The organism is Streptomyces sp. NPDC039423, from assembly GCF_055598725.1.
The window spans coordinates 73728-89506 of record NZ_JBVKAH010000004.1 but is presented as its reverse complement, the minus strand read 5'-3'; the positions used below and the strand labels follow the sequence as shown (position 1 = coordinate 89506).

The 15779-nt window shown below is 74.9% G+C and carries 16 protein-coding genes and 1 pseudogene; 6 read left to right on the top strand and 11 right to left on the bottom strand.

What is annotated here, in order from left to right; genetic code table 11:
- Window positions 1-293: 293 nt before the first annotated feature.
- Window positions 294-1046, bottom strand: a pseudogene (locus ACZ7LK_RS14610) (extracellular catalytic domain type 1 short-chain-length polyhydroxyalkanoate depolymerase); the annotation flags it as partial.
- Between the two features lie 499 nt (window positions 1047-1545).
- Here ACZ7LK_RS14610 and ACZ7LK_RS14605 point away from each other — a divergent pair.
- Window positions 1546-1737 carry a hypothetical protein gene (locus ACZ7LK_RS14605; RefSeq protein ID WP_392273773.1) on the top strand — a complete coding sequence of 64 codons (192 nt, stop codon included), beginning with the start codon at window positions 1546-1548 and terminating at the stop codon, window positions 1735-1737.
- Between the two features lie 21 nt (window positions 1738-1758).
- On the opposite strand, the gene ACZ7LK_RS14600 is transcribed toward ACZ7LK_RS14605, so the two are convergent.
- Window positions 1759-2109, bottom strand: a complete 351-nt coding sequence (locus ACZ7LK_RS14600) for a hypothetical protein (RefSeq protein ID WP_392273774.1) — start codon at window positions 2107-2109, stop codon at window positions 1759-1761.
- A gap of 197 nt (window positions 2110-2306) precedes the next feature.
- Complete coding sequence (locus tag ACZ7LK_RS14595; protein WP_469464954.1) at window positions 2307-3224, bottom strand: S1 family peptidase; 918 nt, start codon at window positions 3222-3224, stop codon at window positions 2307-2309.
- 768 nt (window positions 3225-3992) lie between these two features.
- Between ACZ7LK_RS14595 and ACZ7LK_RS14590 the strand changes: the two genes are divergently transcribed.
- Entirely contained in the window at window positions 3993-4190 is a 198-nt protein-coding gene (locus tag ACZ7LK_RS14590; RefSeq protein ID WP_392273776.1) for a hypothetical protein, read from the top strand.
- A 121-nt stretch (window positions 4191-4311) separates the two neighbouring features.
- Here the strand turns inward: ACZ7LK_RS14590 and ACZ7LK_RS14585 are convergent, their stop codons facing one another.
- On the bottom strand, window positions 4312-5751 hold the full coding sequence (locus ACZ7LK_RS14585; RefSeq protein WP_469464953.1) for a glutamate decarboxylase: 1440 nt from the start codon (window positions 5749-5751) through the stop codon (window positions 4312-4314).
- Window positions 5752-6078: 327 nt separating this feature from the next.
- On the opposite strand from ACZ7LK_RS14585, the gene ACZ7LK_RS14580 reads away from it, so the two are divergent.
- Window positions 6079-6633, top strand: coding sequence for a hypothetical protein (locus ACZ7LK_RS14580; protein WP_392273778.1), 555 nt, complete (start codon window positions 6079-6081; stop codon window positions 6631-6633).
- 51 nt (window positions 6634-6684) lie between these two features.
- Here the strand turns inward: ACZ7LK_RS14580 and crcB are convergent, their stop codons facing one another.
- The 7 genes from crcB to ACZ7LK_RS14545 form a co-directional block, all read right to left on the bottom strand.
- Window positions 6685-7059, bottom strand: a complete 375-nt coding sequence (gene crcB / locus ACZ7LK_RS14575) for a fluoride efflux transporter CrcB (RefSeq protein ID WP_392273779.1) — start codon at window positions 7057-7059, stop codon at window positions 6685-6687.
- Window positions 7056-7409, bottom strand: coding sequence for a DUF190 domain-containing protein (locus ACZ7LK_RS14570; RefSeq protein WP_392273780.1), 354 nt, complete (start codon window positions 7407-7409; stop codon window positions 7056-7058). The genes crcB and ACZ7LK_RS14570 overlap by 4 nt, the downstream gene beginning before the upstream one ends.
- Window positions 7406-7816 (bottom strand): fluoride efflux transporter FluC, encoded by a 411-nt coding sequence (locus ACZ7LK_RS14565; RefSeq protein ID WP_471140788.1) that lies wholly within the window; start codon window positions 7814-7816, stop codon window positions 7406-7408. Before ACZ7LK_RS14565 ends, ACZ7LK_RS14570 begins: the two co-directional genes overlap by 4 nt.
- Before the next feature lie 123 nt (window positions 7817-7939).
- Window positions 7940-8155 (bottom strand): hypothetical protein, encoded by a 216-nt coding sequence (locus ACZ7LK_RS14560; RefSeq protein ID WP_392273782.1) that lies wholly within the window; start codon window positions 8153-8155, stop codon window positions 7940-7942.
- A 126-nt stretch (window positions 8156-8281) separates the two neighbouring features.
- On the bottom strand, window positions 8282-9577 hold the full coding sequence (locus tag ACZ7LK_RS14555) for a vanadium-dependent haloperoxidase (RefSeq protein WP_392273783.1): 1296 nt from the start codon (window positions 9575-9577) through the stop codon (window positions 8282-8284).
- 123 nt (window positions 9578-9700) lie between these two features.
- Window positions 9701-11017 (bottom strand): phytase, encoded by a 1317-nt coding sequence (locus ACZ7LK_RS14550; protein ID WP_471140783.1) that lies wholly within the window; start codon window positions 11015-11017, stop codon window positions 9701-9703.
- A 124-nt stretch (window positions 11018-11141) separates the two neighbouring features.
- Window positions 11142-12014: an MBL fold metallo-hydrolase gene (locus tag ACZ7LK_RS14545; RefSeq protein ID WP_471140780.1), complete on the bottom strand. Its 873-nt coding sequence runs from the start codon at window positions 12012-12014 to the stop codon at window positions 11142-11144.
- Window positions 12015-12247: 233 nt separating this feature from the next.
- Here ACZ7LK_RS14545 and ACZ7LK_RS14540 point away from each other — a divergent pair, with 233 nt between their 5' ends.
- The 3 genes from ACZ7LK_RS14540 to ACZ7LK_RS14530 all read left to right on the top strand — a co-directional run bounded on the left by ACZ7LK_RS14540 (window position 12248) and on the right by ACZ7LK_RS14530 (window position 15749).
- A complete protein-coding gene (locus ACZ7LK_RS14540) occupies window positions 12248-14344 on the top strand; it encodes a SpoIIE family protein phosphatase (protein WP_392273786.1) in 2097 nt (698 codons plus the stop codon).
- A 308-nt stretch (window positions 14345-14652) separates the two neighbouring features.
- Window positions 14653-15432 carry a class I SAM-dependent methyltransferase gene (locus ACZ7LK_RS14535; protein ID WP_469464948.1) on the top strand — a complete coding sequence of 260 codons (780 nt, stop codon included), beginning with the start codon at window positions 14653-14655 and terminating at the stop codon, window positions 15430-15432.
- A 26-nt stretch (window positions 15433-15458) separates the two neighbouring features.
- Window positions 15459-15749: a hypothetical protein gene (locus ACZ7LK_RS14530; RefSeq protein ID WP_392273788.1), complete on the top strand. Its 291-nt coding sequence runs from the start codon at window positions 15459-15461 to the stop codon at window positions 15747-15749.
- Window positions 15750-15779 lie beyond the last annotated feature (30 nt).

Below are 15779 nucleotides of genomic sequence, written 5' to 3'. Positions count from 1 at the left end.
GCCACCGCGTACGTGTGCGCGGAGCCGGCCGCCAGGCCCGTGTCGGTGAACGGCGGTGCGGCGGGCTCCGCGACCGGCGTGCCGTCCCGGTGGACCGTGTAGCCCGCGGCCCCGGCGACCGGCGACCAGTCGAGGATGACCGCGCTCTCCGTGGCCCCGGTGACGGACAGGCCACCCGGCGCGGGCAGCCCGCCGGGCGGTTCGCCGGCGCGGTCGAGGCCGAAGAACCCGGTGATCCAGTGGCTGGAACAGATCGTGTCCAGGAAGTACGCGGCCGCGGCCCCGCACTGCTCGGGGCCCGTCCCCGGATCCACCGGGGTGCCGTGGCCCATGCCCGGCACCCGGTCCACCTCCACGGCGACCGTCCCGTCCGCGGCCGCGTACTGCTCCCGCCGGGTGGAGTTGGGGCCGATGGCGGCCGTACGGGTGGGCGTGGGCGACAGGCCGTGCAGCGCGGTCCACTGGTCGCGCAGTTCGTCGGCGTTGCGCGGAACGACGGTGGTGTCCCGGTCGCCGTGCCAGATCGCCACCCTCGGCCAGGGTCCGGTCCAGGACGGGTGGGCGTCCCGCACCCGCTGCGCCCACTGGGCGGGCGTCAGGTCCACGCCCGGGCTCATGCAGGAGTACGCGGAGGCGGTGTCGCGCGCGCAGCCGTAGGGGAGTCCCGCGACGACCGCGCCGGAGGCGAAGACGTCGGGATACGCGGCCAGCAGCACCGACGTCATGGCGCCCCCGGCGGACAGGCCGGTCACGTGCACCCGCCGCGCGTCCGCTCCGTGGGCGGACAGGGCGTACGCCACCATCTGGCGGATCGACGCGGCCTCGCCCTGCCCCCGGCGGTTGTCGGAGGGCTGGAACCAGTTGAAGCACCTGTTGGGGTTGTTCGCCGCCGTCTGCTCGGCCAGGACCAGCAGGAAGCCGTGGCGGTCGGCGTACTGCGCGAGCCCGGAGGCGTCGGCGTAGGTCTGCGCGTTCTGCGTGCACCCGTGCAGGGCGACCACCACCGGCGCGGCGGCGGGCAGGGACGCGGGGCGGTAGACGTACATGCCGAGCGCCCCGGGATTGCTCCCGAACGCGGTGACCCGGGTCAGGCCCACGGCCGCCCGGGCGCCGGGGACGGGACCGGTGAGCACCGCCATGGCCGCCAGGGCCAGGACGGTCAGCGTGGCGAGCAGGCGCCGCAGCCGGGCAGCGGGACGCCCGGCCGCCCCGCGGCGGGGGAGCGGGGGCGGAAGCGGGCGTGGGAGGGGGCGGGAGGACGAGGGGGGCATGGCGGCTCCTCGGGACGTGCCGGGGCGGGTCCCCGCACCGTAGGACCCGGGGATACCGCCCGGTATGGCAGGCCGCACCACACTCGGGGCGCCTCCGCGCGGAGCCGGGGGGATTGCGCCGTGCGCCCGGGCGTGCTAAGGGGCCGGGCGTGCCCCGTGCGGGTGTACGGGACGGGTTGCGCGCACCGGGCCCCCTCGCGCCCCGTACACTCGTCCACCGCTGCCCGCAGCGGCGGTGAGGGATCAACAGACTTCTTCGGAAAGGTATTTCGACATGGACTCCGCCGTGCGAGGCGACGCGCCGATCTACGACCGCCTCATAGAGGAGCGCGGCGACGTTCCCGCCGATGTGCGCCGGGTGGCAGAGGACACGATCCGGCAGCTCACCCGGGCGCTGGACTTCAGCGCCGTGGGCCGTTCATCGGGGTATCCAGGCATGGGCTTCCCGCCGCCGGCATCCCTATGACCGGGGCGGGGAGCGGTCCGCTCACGGCTGCTCGTCGACCAGCCCGCAGACCCATGCCAGCAGGTCGTGCACCCCGCGGACGTAGGCCGCGCGCTCGGCGCTCTCCGTCGGGTCCGCGAGCTGCACCACGGCCGCGTCCAGCTCGGCCGTGAGCAGGTGGCTGGACGGGGTGCGGCCGGCACCGGCCGCCCCGGTCACCGGAGCCGCGTCGGCCCGCCCGAGCGCCCACTCGCAGGCCGCCAGGGCGCCCAGCGAGAAGGGCGTCCGCAGACCGGGCGCCGCCGCCTTGTGCTCCAGCCGCCGGCGGGCCGCCTCGACCTCGGCACGTGCCTTGGTGCCGATGAGCACGTCCTGGTTACGTTCGGAATCCACTGCCATAGGTATACGTCTGACCCCAGCGGCCGATGCGATGCCCCGAAATGCGAAATTTCCGGGGCGGCGTATCCTCCGGGTGCGGTGGTGCCGCGGCCGGGCGACGGCCGGCGGCCCGCCGGGAGGGCGGGCCGCCGGGTGGGACGGGGCTGTGCGGTCCAGGACCGGGTGGTGCGGCCCGGACGGGGCCGTGCGGTCTAGAAGACGCTCACGCCGTACGCGCTGAGCGCCTCCGTGACGGGCTGGAAGAACGTGGTGCCCCCGCTGGAGCAGTTGCCGCTGCCGCCGGAGGTCAGGCCGAGCGCGGTGCCGCCCGAGAACATCGCGCCGCCGCTGTCGCCGGGCTCGGCGCAGACGTTGGTCTGGATGAGGCCGTAGACGACGTCGCCGTTGCCGTAGTTGACGGTCGCGTTGAGGCCCGTGACCGTGCCGCCCCGGAGCCCCGTGGTGCTGCCGCTGCGCTGGACGGACTGGCCCACGTAGGCGTTGCCGGCCGCGGTGATGTCGCGGTAGCTGCCGTTGTAGAGGTACACGCGGCCGTCCGCCGCCGAGGCGTTGGAGTGCCGGATGATGCCGTAGTCGTTGCCGGGGAAGCTGGACCCGGTGCGGGTGCCGAGCAGGGTGGTGTTGCCCGAGTTGGTGTACCAGGTGCTGCCGATGTTGGTGCAGTGGCCGGCCGTCAGCGCGTAGTAGGTGCTTCCGCTGCGGACGTTGAAGCCGAGGGAGCAGCGGCCGCCGCCGGCGTAGATCGCCTGGCCGCCCGCGATGAGCTTGTTGAAGGTACCCGGGGTGCGCTTGATCTCCAGGGTGTTCGCGCGGCTGCCGGCGGCTTCCTTGATGCGGGCCAGCTCGGCCGCCGAGACGGTGGAGTCCGCCGTGACGACGAGCTTGCCGGACTTGGCGTCCGTGTACCAGGCGGTCCCGGGTACGTCGGCGCCCAGTACGGCGTCGCTCGCCTGGGCGAGCTGTGCGGCGGTGGCCCGCGCGCCGTCGAGCGGCGCGGCGCCCGCGCTGGGGGCGGCAAGCGCGGAGGCGGCCAGGAGCGCGGCCGCGACGGCGGTCAGCCGCGCGCCTCTCGCGATGCCGCCGAGGGGGGTGAAGCGCTTGAGGTTCACTGCATCCTCCGGTGGGGGATCCGTGGCCCGCTGGGTGGGCGGGCCCTACAGGGCGCCGGTGTGCCGGGCCACGACGGAGGGTTGCCGTCATGTGCCTGTCAAGCGGCGCGATAGGAATCCTGGGCTCCGGCCGGGGGTGCGGGCAAGATCGCCTTTTGGCCGCTCTACGCGCGTCCGTCGGTATGACGGGCCGGACGGGCCCGCCGGGTGCGGGTGGCTCGCCGCCGGGCCGATGGGCGCGCATGGGCGGAGGGGCATGGAGCAAAGGCCGGTGAGCGTTTGCTGACCATCCATCAGCTCGTCCGGTGGGCCGGATGCCGTCCGGGGGGCCGGCGGGAAAAGGGGCGGGCGCCCGTGACCGCCGTGGGGCCCGTCGGTGCTGTTCAGCGTTCAACGGACGGGGGTGGCGGTGCGCCCGCAGGCGGACCGGTGGCGTCCGTTTCGGTGGGCGCCACCGCCGGCCGGCCGGGGGCCGCCGTTGCAGTGGCGCCCGCAACCGGAAGGGTCGGCGGGTGGCCGGGAGCGCGGGGGCCCGACGGTACGCGGCGCCGCCGCGCCGGCGGAACCGGAACCGCCGCGCGCGCACCCCGTCGGCGCCTCCGTCACTCCCTTATGCGTCGATCACGCCCGTTCGCCCGGCGCCCGGCCGTGTCCGGATCCCGCCCCCGGGCGGACAGCGGCTCGTCGACGCCCGGAGTACCGGGGGGTGTAAAGACCCGGGACGCGAGGAAGTCGGGAGTCACGAGCGAAGCCGGGTGAAGGAGAGACATGAAGCACCACGACCACAAGCCCGAAACCGCGGCTGAAGAGGTCCTCGACGAGTTCGAGGAAGCGGAGCTGCGGCTCGACGACGGCGGTCCGGACGAGCACGACGGCGAGGCGGCGGACTCCCTCACGCCCAGCGAGACCGGCCAGGAATCGGTACGCGACGACAAGCCCCGCCCCGGCGGATCCCCCACCCCCTGAACCACCGCCCCGCGCCGGGACCGCCCGCCCTGCCGGCCGCCGCCCGCCCCGGGTCGCGGCCCCGCGCCACGGACGGCCCCGCCGGGGCCCGACCGGGGCCGGCGCGGGCGTGGGGGCGTGCCTAGGGCGTCACGGGCCGCCGGAGGGTCTTGGTCTCGGTGCCGTGGGCGAAGCCACCCGCGTCGTCGGCGCCGCGCTGCGGAGCCGGCTGGCGCTCCAGCCGTGACAGGACCCGGCGAAGGTCCTCGACGAGCAGGTCCGCGAGATCGTGCCCGAAGCCGTTGCGCACGACGACGCGCAGCACCGCGAGATCGGAGCGGTTCGCCGGGAAGGTGTACGCGGGCACCAGCCAGCCACGCTCCCGCAGCGCCGCCGACACGTCGTAGACGGTGTACGCGTGGACGTCCTCCCGGAGGGTGAAGGCGAAGACGGGGGTCTCGCCGCCGTCGGTGACGAGGACGAACGGCCCCAGCCCGGCGATCTGCTCCGCCAGCCGCATCGCGACGTCCCGGCTGGTCTGCTGCACCCGGCGGTAGCCGTCGAAGCCCAGCCGCAGGAAGGTGTAGTACTGGGCGACCACCTGCGCCCCGGGCCGGGAGAAGTTCAGCGCGAACGTCGGCATGTCCCCGCCCAGGTAGTTGACGTGGAAGACCAGGTCGTCGGGCAGGGCGTCGGCGTCCCGCCACAGCGCCCAGCCGACCCCGGGCATGACGAGCCCGTATTTGTGCCCGGAGGTGTTGATGGACGCCACCCGCGGCACCCGGAAGTCCCACTCCAGGCCGGGATCGAGGAACGGCGCGATCATGGCACCGGACGCGCCGTCCACATGGACCGGCACGTCGATCCCCGTGCGGGCCTCCAGGTCGTCCAGCGCGGCCGCGATGGCGGCGACGGGCTCGTAACTCCCGTCGAACGTGGACCCCAGGACGGCCACCACACCGATGGTGTTCTCGTCGCACAGCTCGACGGCGGTCTCGGGCGTCAGATGGAACCGGTCGCCGTCCATCGGCACGTACCGCGGCTCGACCTCGAAGTAGTCGGCGAACTTCTCCCAGCAGATCTGCACGTTGACGCCCATCACCAGATTGGGCCGTTCCGCCGGCCGGCCCGCCGCGCGGCGCCGGTGCTGCCACCGCCGCTTGAGGGCCAGCCCGGCCAGCATCGCCGCCTCGCTCGAACCGGTGGTCGAGCAGCCGGTCACCTTCCGGGGGTCCTCGGCGTGCCACAGGCCCGCCAGCATGTGCACGCACCGCGTCTCCAGCTCGGCGGTCTGCGGGTACTCGTCCTTGTCGATCATGTTCTTGTCGGCGCACTCGGCCATCAGGCGCTGTGCCTGGGGCTCCGCCCACGTACTGACGAACGTCGCCAGGTTCAGCCGGGCGTTGCCGTCCAGCATCAGCTCGTCGTGCACGAGCTGGTACGCGGTGTCGGGGTCCATCGGCCCCTCGGGCAGGGCGTAGCGCGGAACCGTGACGGGCTCCCGGCTGAACAGCGGGTTGACCTGGAGGTCGCGGCTGCGGCGCACGCCGTGCCGGGACCGGCTCGCATGGTTCAGGGGTATCGCTCGACGTCCTTCCGCACGGATCGGGGCCCGTGTCACCCTGCGCCCTTCCCGTCCTTCGGCGCCGGGTCCGCGGGCGGCGCCCATTCCCCCCGGAATGGCCCAACCCGGCCCCGCCCTTCCGGCGGTACGGCGCCGGGACGGGTCGTCATGCACACGGCGTGAGCGCGGGTTTCACCGAAACCCGCCGGACCCTGGGCCAAAACGTTCTGTTCCGTACCCGGATGGACACCCAAAGCGACGGAGGGGGCGGTGAACAGCCACCGTATGTAACGGGTTTCGCCAGGACCGGTGCGCCGCCCCCGGCCCTGCCGATACGGTCCGCCCATGGACGACTGCGAGTTGACCTCGGGCATCGACGCGTGCACGCCGCCCGACCACTTCGTGCGACTCCGGCTCGCCGCCTACGACGCGGCCGCCGACGCCGGCATCTCCTGGGTCCTGCGGGCACCCCGACCGCGCACGGCCGAGATACGCATCGCACGGGAACTGCACCAGGACATCCAGGCGGCACGGGCCGCCTGGAGCGCACCCGAATCCCCGGACGACCACTGGCCGCAGCTCGTGCGCCGGCTGCACAGCCTGCTCCACATCAGCCACCTCATCCCCGCGCTGCTGGAGACCAGCGAGAGCCAGGACCTGGACGCGGACCTGGTCGAGGCACTCCGCACGGCCGCCGTGATGTGCGGCGGCTTCGACCGGCCGCTCACCGCGCTGGAAGAGGCCCTGCGCGACACCCCGAACCACGAGCACGACCGGGACGGCGGACGCGCGCCCGACTCCGGTCTCCTGGCCGCCGCCTCCCGGCACGCCCTCACCGCGCTGCTCCTGCTGGACAAACAGTTGCTCACCAGGATCACCGCCGGGGGGAGTACGACCTAGCGTCTCGCCGATCGTGCCGGCCTCGCGTCGCCCGGCACCGCACCTCGCCGTTCACGCCCACAGTGCCCCGGCCACCGACACGCCCGCGAAGACCGCCCCCAGGCCGACGCCCGTGCTCAGGGCCACGTTCAGGACCGCGTAGAGGACCGCCCCGCCCTCCGCCAGCCGCAGCGTCTCGTAGGAGAACGTCGAGTAGGTGGTGAGCGCGCCGCACAGCCCCGTGCCGAGCAGCAGCCGCAGCGACGACCCGGCTGCCCCGGCCGTGACCGCCCCGGTCACCACGCCCAGGACCAGGCAGCCCACCACGTTGACCGCGAACGTCCCCCACGGGAACACCGAGTCGTGCCGCGCCTGCACCGCCCGGTCGGTCAGGTACCGCAACGGCGCCCCGACCGCCGCGCCCGCGGCCACCAGCAGCCAGTTCACCGCACGGCCTCCCCGCCGGCGTACCGGACAACCTCGCACGGGTCGAGGACCACCAGCCCGTCGCCGATCAGGCCGTCCAGCCGCGGCAGGAACGCCCGTACGCGCTCCTCGGTGTCCACGACCACGACCGCCACCGGCAGGTCCTCGCCCAGGGAGAGCAGCCGCGCCGTGTGGATCAGGGACGACCTGCCGAAACCCTCCACGCCCCGGAACACCGAGGCCCCGGCCAGCCCGGCGTCATGGGCCCGGTGCACGATCTCGCTGTACACGGGCCGGTGGCGCCAGACGTCGTTCTCCCCGACGAGAACCGTCATCCGCAGCGCCGGTGCGCCGCCCGCCGGTCCGGTCATGCCCGCCTCCTCACCAGGGCGCGGCGCGTCAGCCACGCCGTCGTCGCCACCGCCGCCAGGGCCACCACGGGCGTCAGGCCCAGATACACGAGACCGGCCCCCGCCCGGCCGCCTTCGACCAGGTCGTGGACGTCCACCGCGTACGTCGAGAACGTGGTGAAGCCGCCCAGCACGCCCGTGCCGAGGAAGGGCCGGACCAGCCGGTGCGCCGCCCGGGCCTCGCCGACCACGGCCATCAGCACGCCGATCAGCGCGCAGCCGACGACGTTGATACCGAAGGTCGTCCACGGGAACCCGCCCACCGGGACCGGCCACAACAGCATCGCGCCGTAGCGGGCCGAGGCGCCCAGCACCCCGCCCAGCGACACGACCGCCACCACCGGCGCCTGTGCCCGCCACGCTGTCATGAACGTCCTTCTCCTACCCGCGGGCCGAGGGCGCGGTCCAAGCGTCGGGCGGACGGGCGCGCACCAGCACGGGCGGGGACCGCCGGCGGGCGCCACCGCCGCGGCCCTCAGCGTAACGGGCGGCTATCGCCGCAGGCCGTCCAGGGGGCGGAGGTCGCTGTCGGTCAGGGCGCGCCCGGCTCCCTGCGGCTCCGGGGCCCCGGTGTTGCCGTACGACTGCGTCGAGAAGTTGCCGTTCTGCGTGTGCAGTTCGCGGTCCCCGACCGCACCGGCCGCGGTGGCGGAGGCGCCGAGGACGGCTGCGGCGACACCGGCGGTGGCCAGCACCTTCTTGATCATGGGTTCGTTCCTTCTCGTCGATGCGGTCGTGGATGCGGTCCGAACGGTCGCCGGAGCGACCGGAACCCGGACTGCACAACGGCCCCGCGCCGACGGACGTATGCCGCATTCACCCGTTTGCCGGGGTCAGCGGCGGACCGGCCGGAAGTACCTCTCCAGAGCCCAGGCCGCCAGCCGCCGCCCGACGGCGTTGCCCGCGGTGTCGGCCGTCCGGGTGTGGATACCGGCCCAGACGCGGGCGTCGACCACATCCCGGTCGTAGTCGCGGGCGTGCCGGTAGTGCCGGGTCGTGCCGGTGCCCCGCGACCTGATCCGGAGGTCGACGTCGGGGGTGCCGAACAGGCCGGTCAGGGTGCGCATCAGGGCGCCGCCGGACGCGGCGTGACCGCTCAGGTAGTCGGGGTGCGGGGGCGTCGTCAGCAGCGGCTCCCAGTCCGGGTCGGCCCGGGTCGCCGGGTTGCCGTCCCGGTCGGCCTCGCGGACGGCGGTGATGGGCCGCCAGGTGCCGTAGTGCAGCTTGGCGTCCCAGGCGGCGACGACCGCGTCCAGCATGGCGGTGTTGGCGGCCGCGTACGTACGGGCCGTCTCGACGATGTCGAAACCGTGCCGGTCCGCGTGGTCGCCCAGCGCCTTCTGCACCTCCAGGTCGGTGAAGAACAGGGCGTTCTCCGTCTGCCGGGGGGTGCGCACCGAACCCTTCCCGGCGCCGAACGCCCGCACCTCGGCCAGGTCCCTGGCGTACCGGACGGAGCCGAGCCGCGGCGGGGGGCCGGGACGGAACCGGTCGGGGGAGCCGGTCAGCATCGGGCGCAGCCGCGCCAGCCAGGCGCTGTCGAACGGCCGGCCGCCCGGGGGCGTGGGTCGCCACACACCCGGCGCGGGGCGCGCGGGGAACGGCACGGCCGCCCCGCGGCCGTCCCCGGCGCGCAGGGCCAGCAGGTGGTCGGCGGCCCGCTCGCCGAACGCGACGCCCTCGTCCTCGGCCCGGCCGTCCGGGACACGGGCCAGGCTCGCCGCGTAGAGCGCGCCCAGCCGGGGTGCGGCCGCCGGGAACGAGAGCCGCAGCAGCCGGTGGGCCGCCGCCGCGGCGGCCGCCTCCGAGGACGCCGTACGGGGTCCGCGCGCGGCCCAGCGGTAGGGCTCGTACCGCCCCTCGATGCCGACCACCGCGTTGTACATGGCCGTGGCGGTGAACGCGTGCCACACCAGCTCCTCCGGAGTGGTCAGCCCGCCCTCCGGATCGACCGTCCCGGTGACGGCGCCCATCCACTCGGCGACCACCGCCCCGGACGCCGGGGCGCCGGCCCGTGCCGGCCCCGCGGCGGCGTGCGGGACGGCCTGTGCCAGGGCCGCCAGCCCGGTGGCGGCGGCGACCGCCACGGCCGTACGGGGCGCCGACCATCCCGCTCTCCTGCGTCGCACAACGAACTCCTCGCGCCGGTTGCCTTTCCCAGAGCTGTAGACCCCGGGGCGGGCGGCCAACCGCTCCGCCCCGAGGCCTGCGCCGTACGGTGCAGGCACACCACCCGCACGGAGTCGGCCGCGTCAGTCGTCGACGCGCTCCAGAACGTCCCCGAGGTCGACGAACGCGAAGTTCGTGGCCTCCCGGTCGCCGTCCACCGGCGTGTCGTGACCGTCCTGGACGACCAGCAGGCCGTGCGGGTACTTCGCCCCGAGCGGGGCGTTCAGGACGGCGGCACCGTCGCACTCCTCGGACCCGTCGACGGAGCCGTCGGCCGTGGCGGTGACGCGGAACCCGCCCTCGTACTCGTTGGCGTCCGCCACCTCGCGGTCGTACAGGGCGAAGGTGTCGTCACCCTGGCTGGAGGCCAGCAGGTAGCCGTCCCCGCCGGCCTCGGTGAGCAGTGCCAGGCCCTCCACGTCGGCCGCCAGACGGGTGCCGCCGAAGCCCGGGTCGGCACCGGCGGAGCACTCCTCGGTCTCCTCGTCGTACACGCCCGGCACGCCGTACTCGCGGACGCGGTCGACCAGCTTCGGGGCGGCGCCCGTCAGATCCGCGCGCACGCGCCAGATGCCGACGTCCTCCTGGCCCGCGTACAGCGTCCCGTCGGCCGGGTCGACGACCATGCCCTCGACCTGCGGCAGCTCGCCCGGCTCGCCGCACGGCGTCCAGGACGTGCCGTCGGGCAGCCGGAAGGACGACGGCAGGTCCAGACTGCGGACCTTCCGGTAGGTGACCGTGCCGGTGGCGGTGGGCGTGAGCTCCAGCAGGGCGATCGTGGTGCGGTTGCGCCGGCTGACCAGGGCGTAGGAGCGGCCGGTCGTGCGGTCCGTCCAGGTGGCGAGCCCGTAGGCGGTCTGCTGGTCGTTGACCTCGTCCTGACCGGCGGAGAAGACCGGCGGCGCGGCCGGGTCCGTGACGTCGACGAGCGGCCCGCCGGCGCGGCCGGGCGCGATGCGGTGGACGCGGAGGCGGTCGTGGCCGCGGTCGGTCGTCACGGTGACGTCCGCCCGGCCGGTGGAGAGGCGGAGGCCGTGCACCAGGTCCACGTTGTTGAAGCGGCCGGGGGCGTCACCGGGCCGGGCGGCCGGGGGAGCGGGGACCGCCTGCACCTGGCGGGCGTCCAGGTCGTAGACGCGCAGCCCGCCCTCCTTGGCGGTGGCGATCACCAGGCTCCGGTCCGGACTGGCGGCGTTGCGCCAGATCGCCGGGTCGTCGGCGTTGGCGTTGCCGCCCGCCTCGTCGTCGTACAGCGTGGCGGTTTCCGTGCGGGGCGCGACGCCGGGCAGGGCCGGGGCGGACCGGGCCGGCTGCGCGCCGGCGGGGCCGGAGGCGGCGAGCGCCGCCAGGGCCGTACCCAGGACGAGAGCGGCCGACCGGACGGGACGGTGCCTGAACACGAGAGGGAACCCCTTGCTGTCGGGAGCATGGCAAACCGGTGCCGATCATGGAGGGGATCGGTGACCGGCTCCCCTACGCGGGGTGTGCCTCTCGTGAACTCGACGGGTCGACGGCGCCCGCCGCTCAGGTGGGCACGCCAGGGGCGGGCGTCTCAGCGGGCATGTCCTCGGGCACCCGCACCGGCCCGGGCTCCGGACCGCCCGGCTCGAACCCCGCCAGCATGCGTTCCAGTTGCTGCTGGTCCGGGCCGACGAACGGGTCGGACCCCGGCGCGGAGCTGATCGAGTCGACCATCCGGGGCGTGAGGCCGGACGCCGGCGGCAGATGGGTGCACAGGACGGTCTCCGGGTCCATCTCCCGCAGCGGCCGTACCGTGGCGAGGAACTTGTCGGCGTCCACCGTGTGCACCCACGGGCTGTCGACGGTCGCCCACAGCAGTTGCGCCGCCCGCAACTGCTCCGGCACCAGCGCGCCCGCGTCGTCGCACTCGGCCAGGTCCGCGCTCGGCATGGGCGCCCCGAAGCAGTCCGAGCTGAAGCAGGCACCGGCCCGGTCGTCGTAGAAGCCCACCGTCGCCGGATTGTCGAAGAGCGGCGGCCGGAACGCCGTCAGCGTCCGGTCGCCCACGTCCAGGGACTGCCCCGGGTTCAGCAGGAACACCCGGTCCAGGGGCAGCGGCCGCTCGGTGGACATGATCCCCGCCCCGAGGAAGGTGGTGATCACCCGCGCCCGCGGCGCCTCCTCCAGCAGCGAAAACAGTCCGCCCGTGTGGTCCCGGTCGGGATGCGTGAGCCATATCCACCGCACGTCGGCGGGGTCGACCGCCGAGCCGAGCGTCTCCAGGAAGTTCCGGTCCGGAAGGCTGACGCCGGTGTCCACGACCACCGGCTCGGCGGCGTGCAGCACGAAGGCGTTGATGGGGAGGAAGCCGATGCCCGGCACCTCCAGCGAGTCCGCGAGGACGGTGATGTCGCGACCGAGTCTGTGCATGGTCATGTGGTGCTCCGATGCCCCCCGGGCGGTGGAGAAGGCTCGCGGCCGCGGCGGGAGCCGGACCTGGCCCACCCGTCCGGGCTCCCCACGTCCCATGGTGGTCCCCTCCGCACCCGTCCGCACTCCGGCGGCGTTCGAGCGCGGGAGCCGGTGGTACCCGCGTAGCAGCCGTTCCGCCCACCGGCGTGCGTGCGCGCCGGTATGGAGGCACGGTGGCAGGACGGAGAGGAGCGGTCATGGGCGGCGCAGAGGGGTCCCCGGCCGGCCGTGGCACGGCGGGCGGACCCGGGGCGGGACCCGGGGCGGCGCAGCCGTCGTCGGCGGAGGGGCTGCTCGACGTCCTGGGAGTGGCGGCCGTGGTGCTCGACGCGGAGGGGCGCATCGTGCTGTGGAGCCCGCAGGCCGAGTCGCTGCTCGGGTACTCGGCCGAGGAGGCCCTGGGCCGGTACGCCGCGCAGCTCCTGGTGCCGCAGGAGCACTTCGACCGGGTCCTCCACCTCTTCGAACGGGTGATGAGCAGCGGGGACACCTGGTCGGGGGACTTCATCGTCCGGTGCAAGGACGGGACCACCCGGGTGCTGGAATTCCGCAACATGCGGCTCCTGGACGACCGGGGCGACTACTACGCCCTGGGCCTGGCCACCGACCGGGCCGTGCTGCGGAAGGTGGAGCGCGACCTGGCGCTGTCGGTGCGGCTGGTGGACCAGTCGCCCATCGGCCTGGCCGTCGTCGGCACCGACCTGCGCTACGTGGGCGTCAACGCCGCCCTGGAGCGGATCGACGGCCTGAGCGCCGGCAGCCACATCGGGCGCCGGGTCGCCGAGGTGCTCCCGTTCGTCGACGCCGCCGCGGTCGAGGAGGCGATGCGGACCGTACTGGCGAGCGGGCAGCCGCTGCTCGACCGTCAGATGGTGGGCCGCACCCCGGCGGACCCGGACACCGACCGCGCCTGGTCGGTCTCGCTGTACCGGCTGGACGACGTGGCGGGCCGGGTCCTGGGCCTGGCCATCTCGGTGATCGACGTGACCGACCGGTACCGGGCGGCCACGGAGGCCGAGCGGGCACGCCACCGCCTGGCCATGGTCGCCGACGCCTCGGTACGCGTCGGCACCACGCTCGACCTCGAACAGACCGCCCGCGAGCTGGCCGCCATCGCCGTCCCCGAACTCGCGGACGTCGCCGCCGTCGACCTCCTGGACACCGTGCTGGAAGGGCGCCCCGCCCGCATCGCCGACGACGGGCCGGCCGTCATCCGCGCCCTGGCCGTCGCCGCCGCCTACCCCACCGTCGCCGTCGAGGCCGCCGACCGCCCGGGCGAACCGGCCCACTACGGCGCCGACCGGCTCGTCACCCGCTGCGTACGCACCGCCCGGCCGGTCATGGTGTCCGAGGTCCACGCCGACGACCTGTCCTGCATCGCCCGGGACCACCAGGCGGCGGACCTCCTGTCCCGCGCGGGCGTCCATTCCTACCTGGCCGTGCCGCTGATCGCCCGCGGCGAGGTGCTGGGCGCACTCGACCTCAAACGCGCCCGCAACCCGCTCCCGTTCACCGAGGACGACGCCCTCCTCGCGAGCGAGCTGGCCGCCCGGGCGGCGGTGTGCATCGACAACGCCCGCCTCTTCCGCCGCCAGCGGGAGACCGCGCTGACCCTCCAGCGCAGCCTGCTGCCGACACCGCCGCGCCACCTCGTCGGACTGGAGGTGGCCTCCCGCTACCAGCCGGCCGGCGCGGGCAGCGAGGTCGGCGGCGACTGGTTCGACATCATCCCGATGGACGGGGAGCGGACCGCCCTCGTGGTGGGCGACGTCATGGGAAGCGGCATCAACGCCGCCACCACCATGGGCCGTTTGCGCACCGCCACCCAGACCCTGTCCCGCCTCGCCCTCGGACCCGCCGAGGTCCTCCGGCACCTCGACGAGATCACCGCCGGCCTGCAACCCTCCCTCGCCACGTGCGTGTACGCCGTCTACGACCCCCACCGGTCCCAGTGCCGCGTGTGCACCGCCGGCCACCCCCCGCCCGTCCTGGTCCGCGCCGACGGCGGCCCCCGGCTGCTCGACCTCCCCACCGGCGCGCCCCTGGGCGTCGGCGGCGTCCCCTTCCACGACGTCACGGCCGAACTCGCCCCGGGCGACCGCCTGGTGCTCTACACCGACGGCCTGGTCGAAACCCGCGGCCAGGACATCGACACCCGCCTGGACCGGCTGCTCGACCTGCTCCGCACGCCCGACCCCACCCTGGAGGCCACCTGCGACCGCCTCCTCCGCGAGCTGCTCCGCGGCGGCAACCAGGACGACGTCGCCCTCCTGGTCGCCCGCGTCCGCGAGTGACCGGCGTCCGCGCCCCACCCGCCCCCGCGCCCACCCGCCTCCCCGACCGGCCCGCCTCCGCGCCCGCCGTCTCTCCGACCGGCCCGCCACCGACCCGCCGGAAAACCCCTCCCGGCGCCGCCCGGAAAGGGCCCCGTACGCCCTTCGGGGCGGGCGCGCAACAACGTGCCGCCGCCCGCCGGGGCCGCGGCCCCGGCCGTGCCGCGCCGGGGGCTCCCGGAGCCGTGCGCGGCGTCGGCGCACCTCCGCCGAGCTGGGCTTCCGCCCCGCCGCGCCCTACCGTGCGGGGAGCGAGAGAGGGGACGCGGATGGACCGCACGATACGAACCGTCGACGACGTGCTGGGGCTGCTGGACGGGCTGTTCGCACGGGAGGCCGACCGCTGGACCGCCGACGGCGCCGCCTGGTGGGACGGCTTCTACACCGACCGGACCAAGCCGGTCCCGTTCTTCGCCGACAAACCCGACGAGAACCTGGTCGCCTACCTGGAGCGGGGCCTGCTCACCCCCGGCCGGGCCCTCGACCTCGGCTGCGGTCCGGGCCGCAACGCCCTCCACCTGTCCTCGCTGGGGTTCGAGGTGGACGCCGTGGACCTGTCCCCGGTGGCGATCGAATGGGCCGAGGAGCGCACCCGGGCAGCGGGCGCCGGCGTACGGTTCCACCGCGGGGACGCCTTCGCCCTCGTGGGCACCGAGCTCACCGGCACCTACGACCTCGTCTACGACTCGGGCTGCTTCCACCACCTGCCGCCCCACCGGCGCGTCAGCTACCTTGCGCTCCTCGACCGGGCCCTGGCCCCCGGCGGCCACTTCGCCCTCACCTGCTTCGCCTCCGGCGCGATGGGGTCGGAGGAGCCGGACGCCGCCTTCTACACACAGTCGGCCCTCCACGGCGGCCTGGCCTACACGCCCGAGGCGCTGCGCCACATCTTCTCGGACCTGACGGAAGTGGAACTGCGCCGGATGCGTGACGAGCCACCGGAGTCGGCCCTGTTCGGCGAGGCCTTCCTCTGGACCGCCCTGTTCAGGGCGCCGGAGGGCGCACCCACCGGGGAACGCCGGGCTCCCGGCGGTACGGGGCGTGACTGATGGGGAAGTGAGGCGTTGGTCTGGCTATGACCAAGTCTCAGCGTATTCTCGCCGCCCTCGCCGTGGCCGCCGGCGCCTCCGTGCTGTCGGCCCCCACGGCGGGGGCGGTCATCGTGCCCGCCCCGGGCCCCCAGGGCCCGTCGCTCCTCAACCGGGTCGACGGCCTGGCCTCGATCGCCGTCGCCCCCGAGCACCGTCACGAGGTGCCCACCATCACCGAGCAGTTCGGCGGGCTCGACGGGCTCCAGCGCCTCGGCGAGGCGCGGCAGCTCATCGCACCGGTGGCCCCGGTGCTGGGGCTGCTGCCCGCGGGCTGACACCCGCGGGCGCGCCTCCGGGGGCGTAGG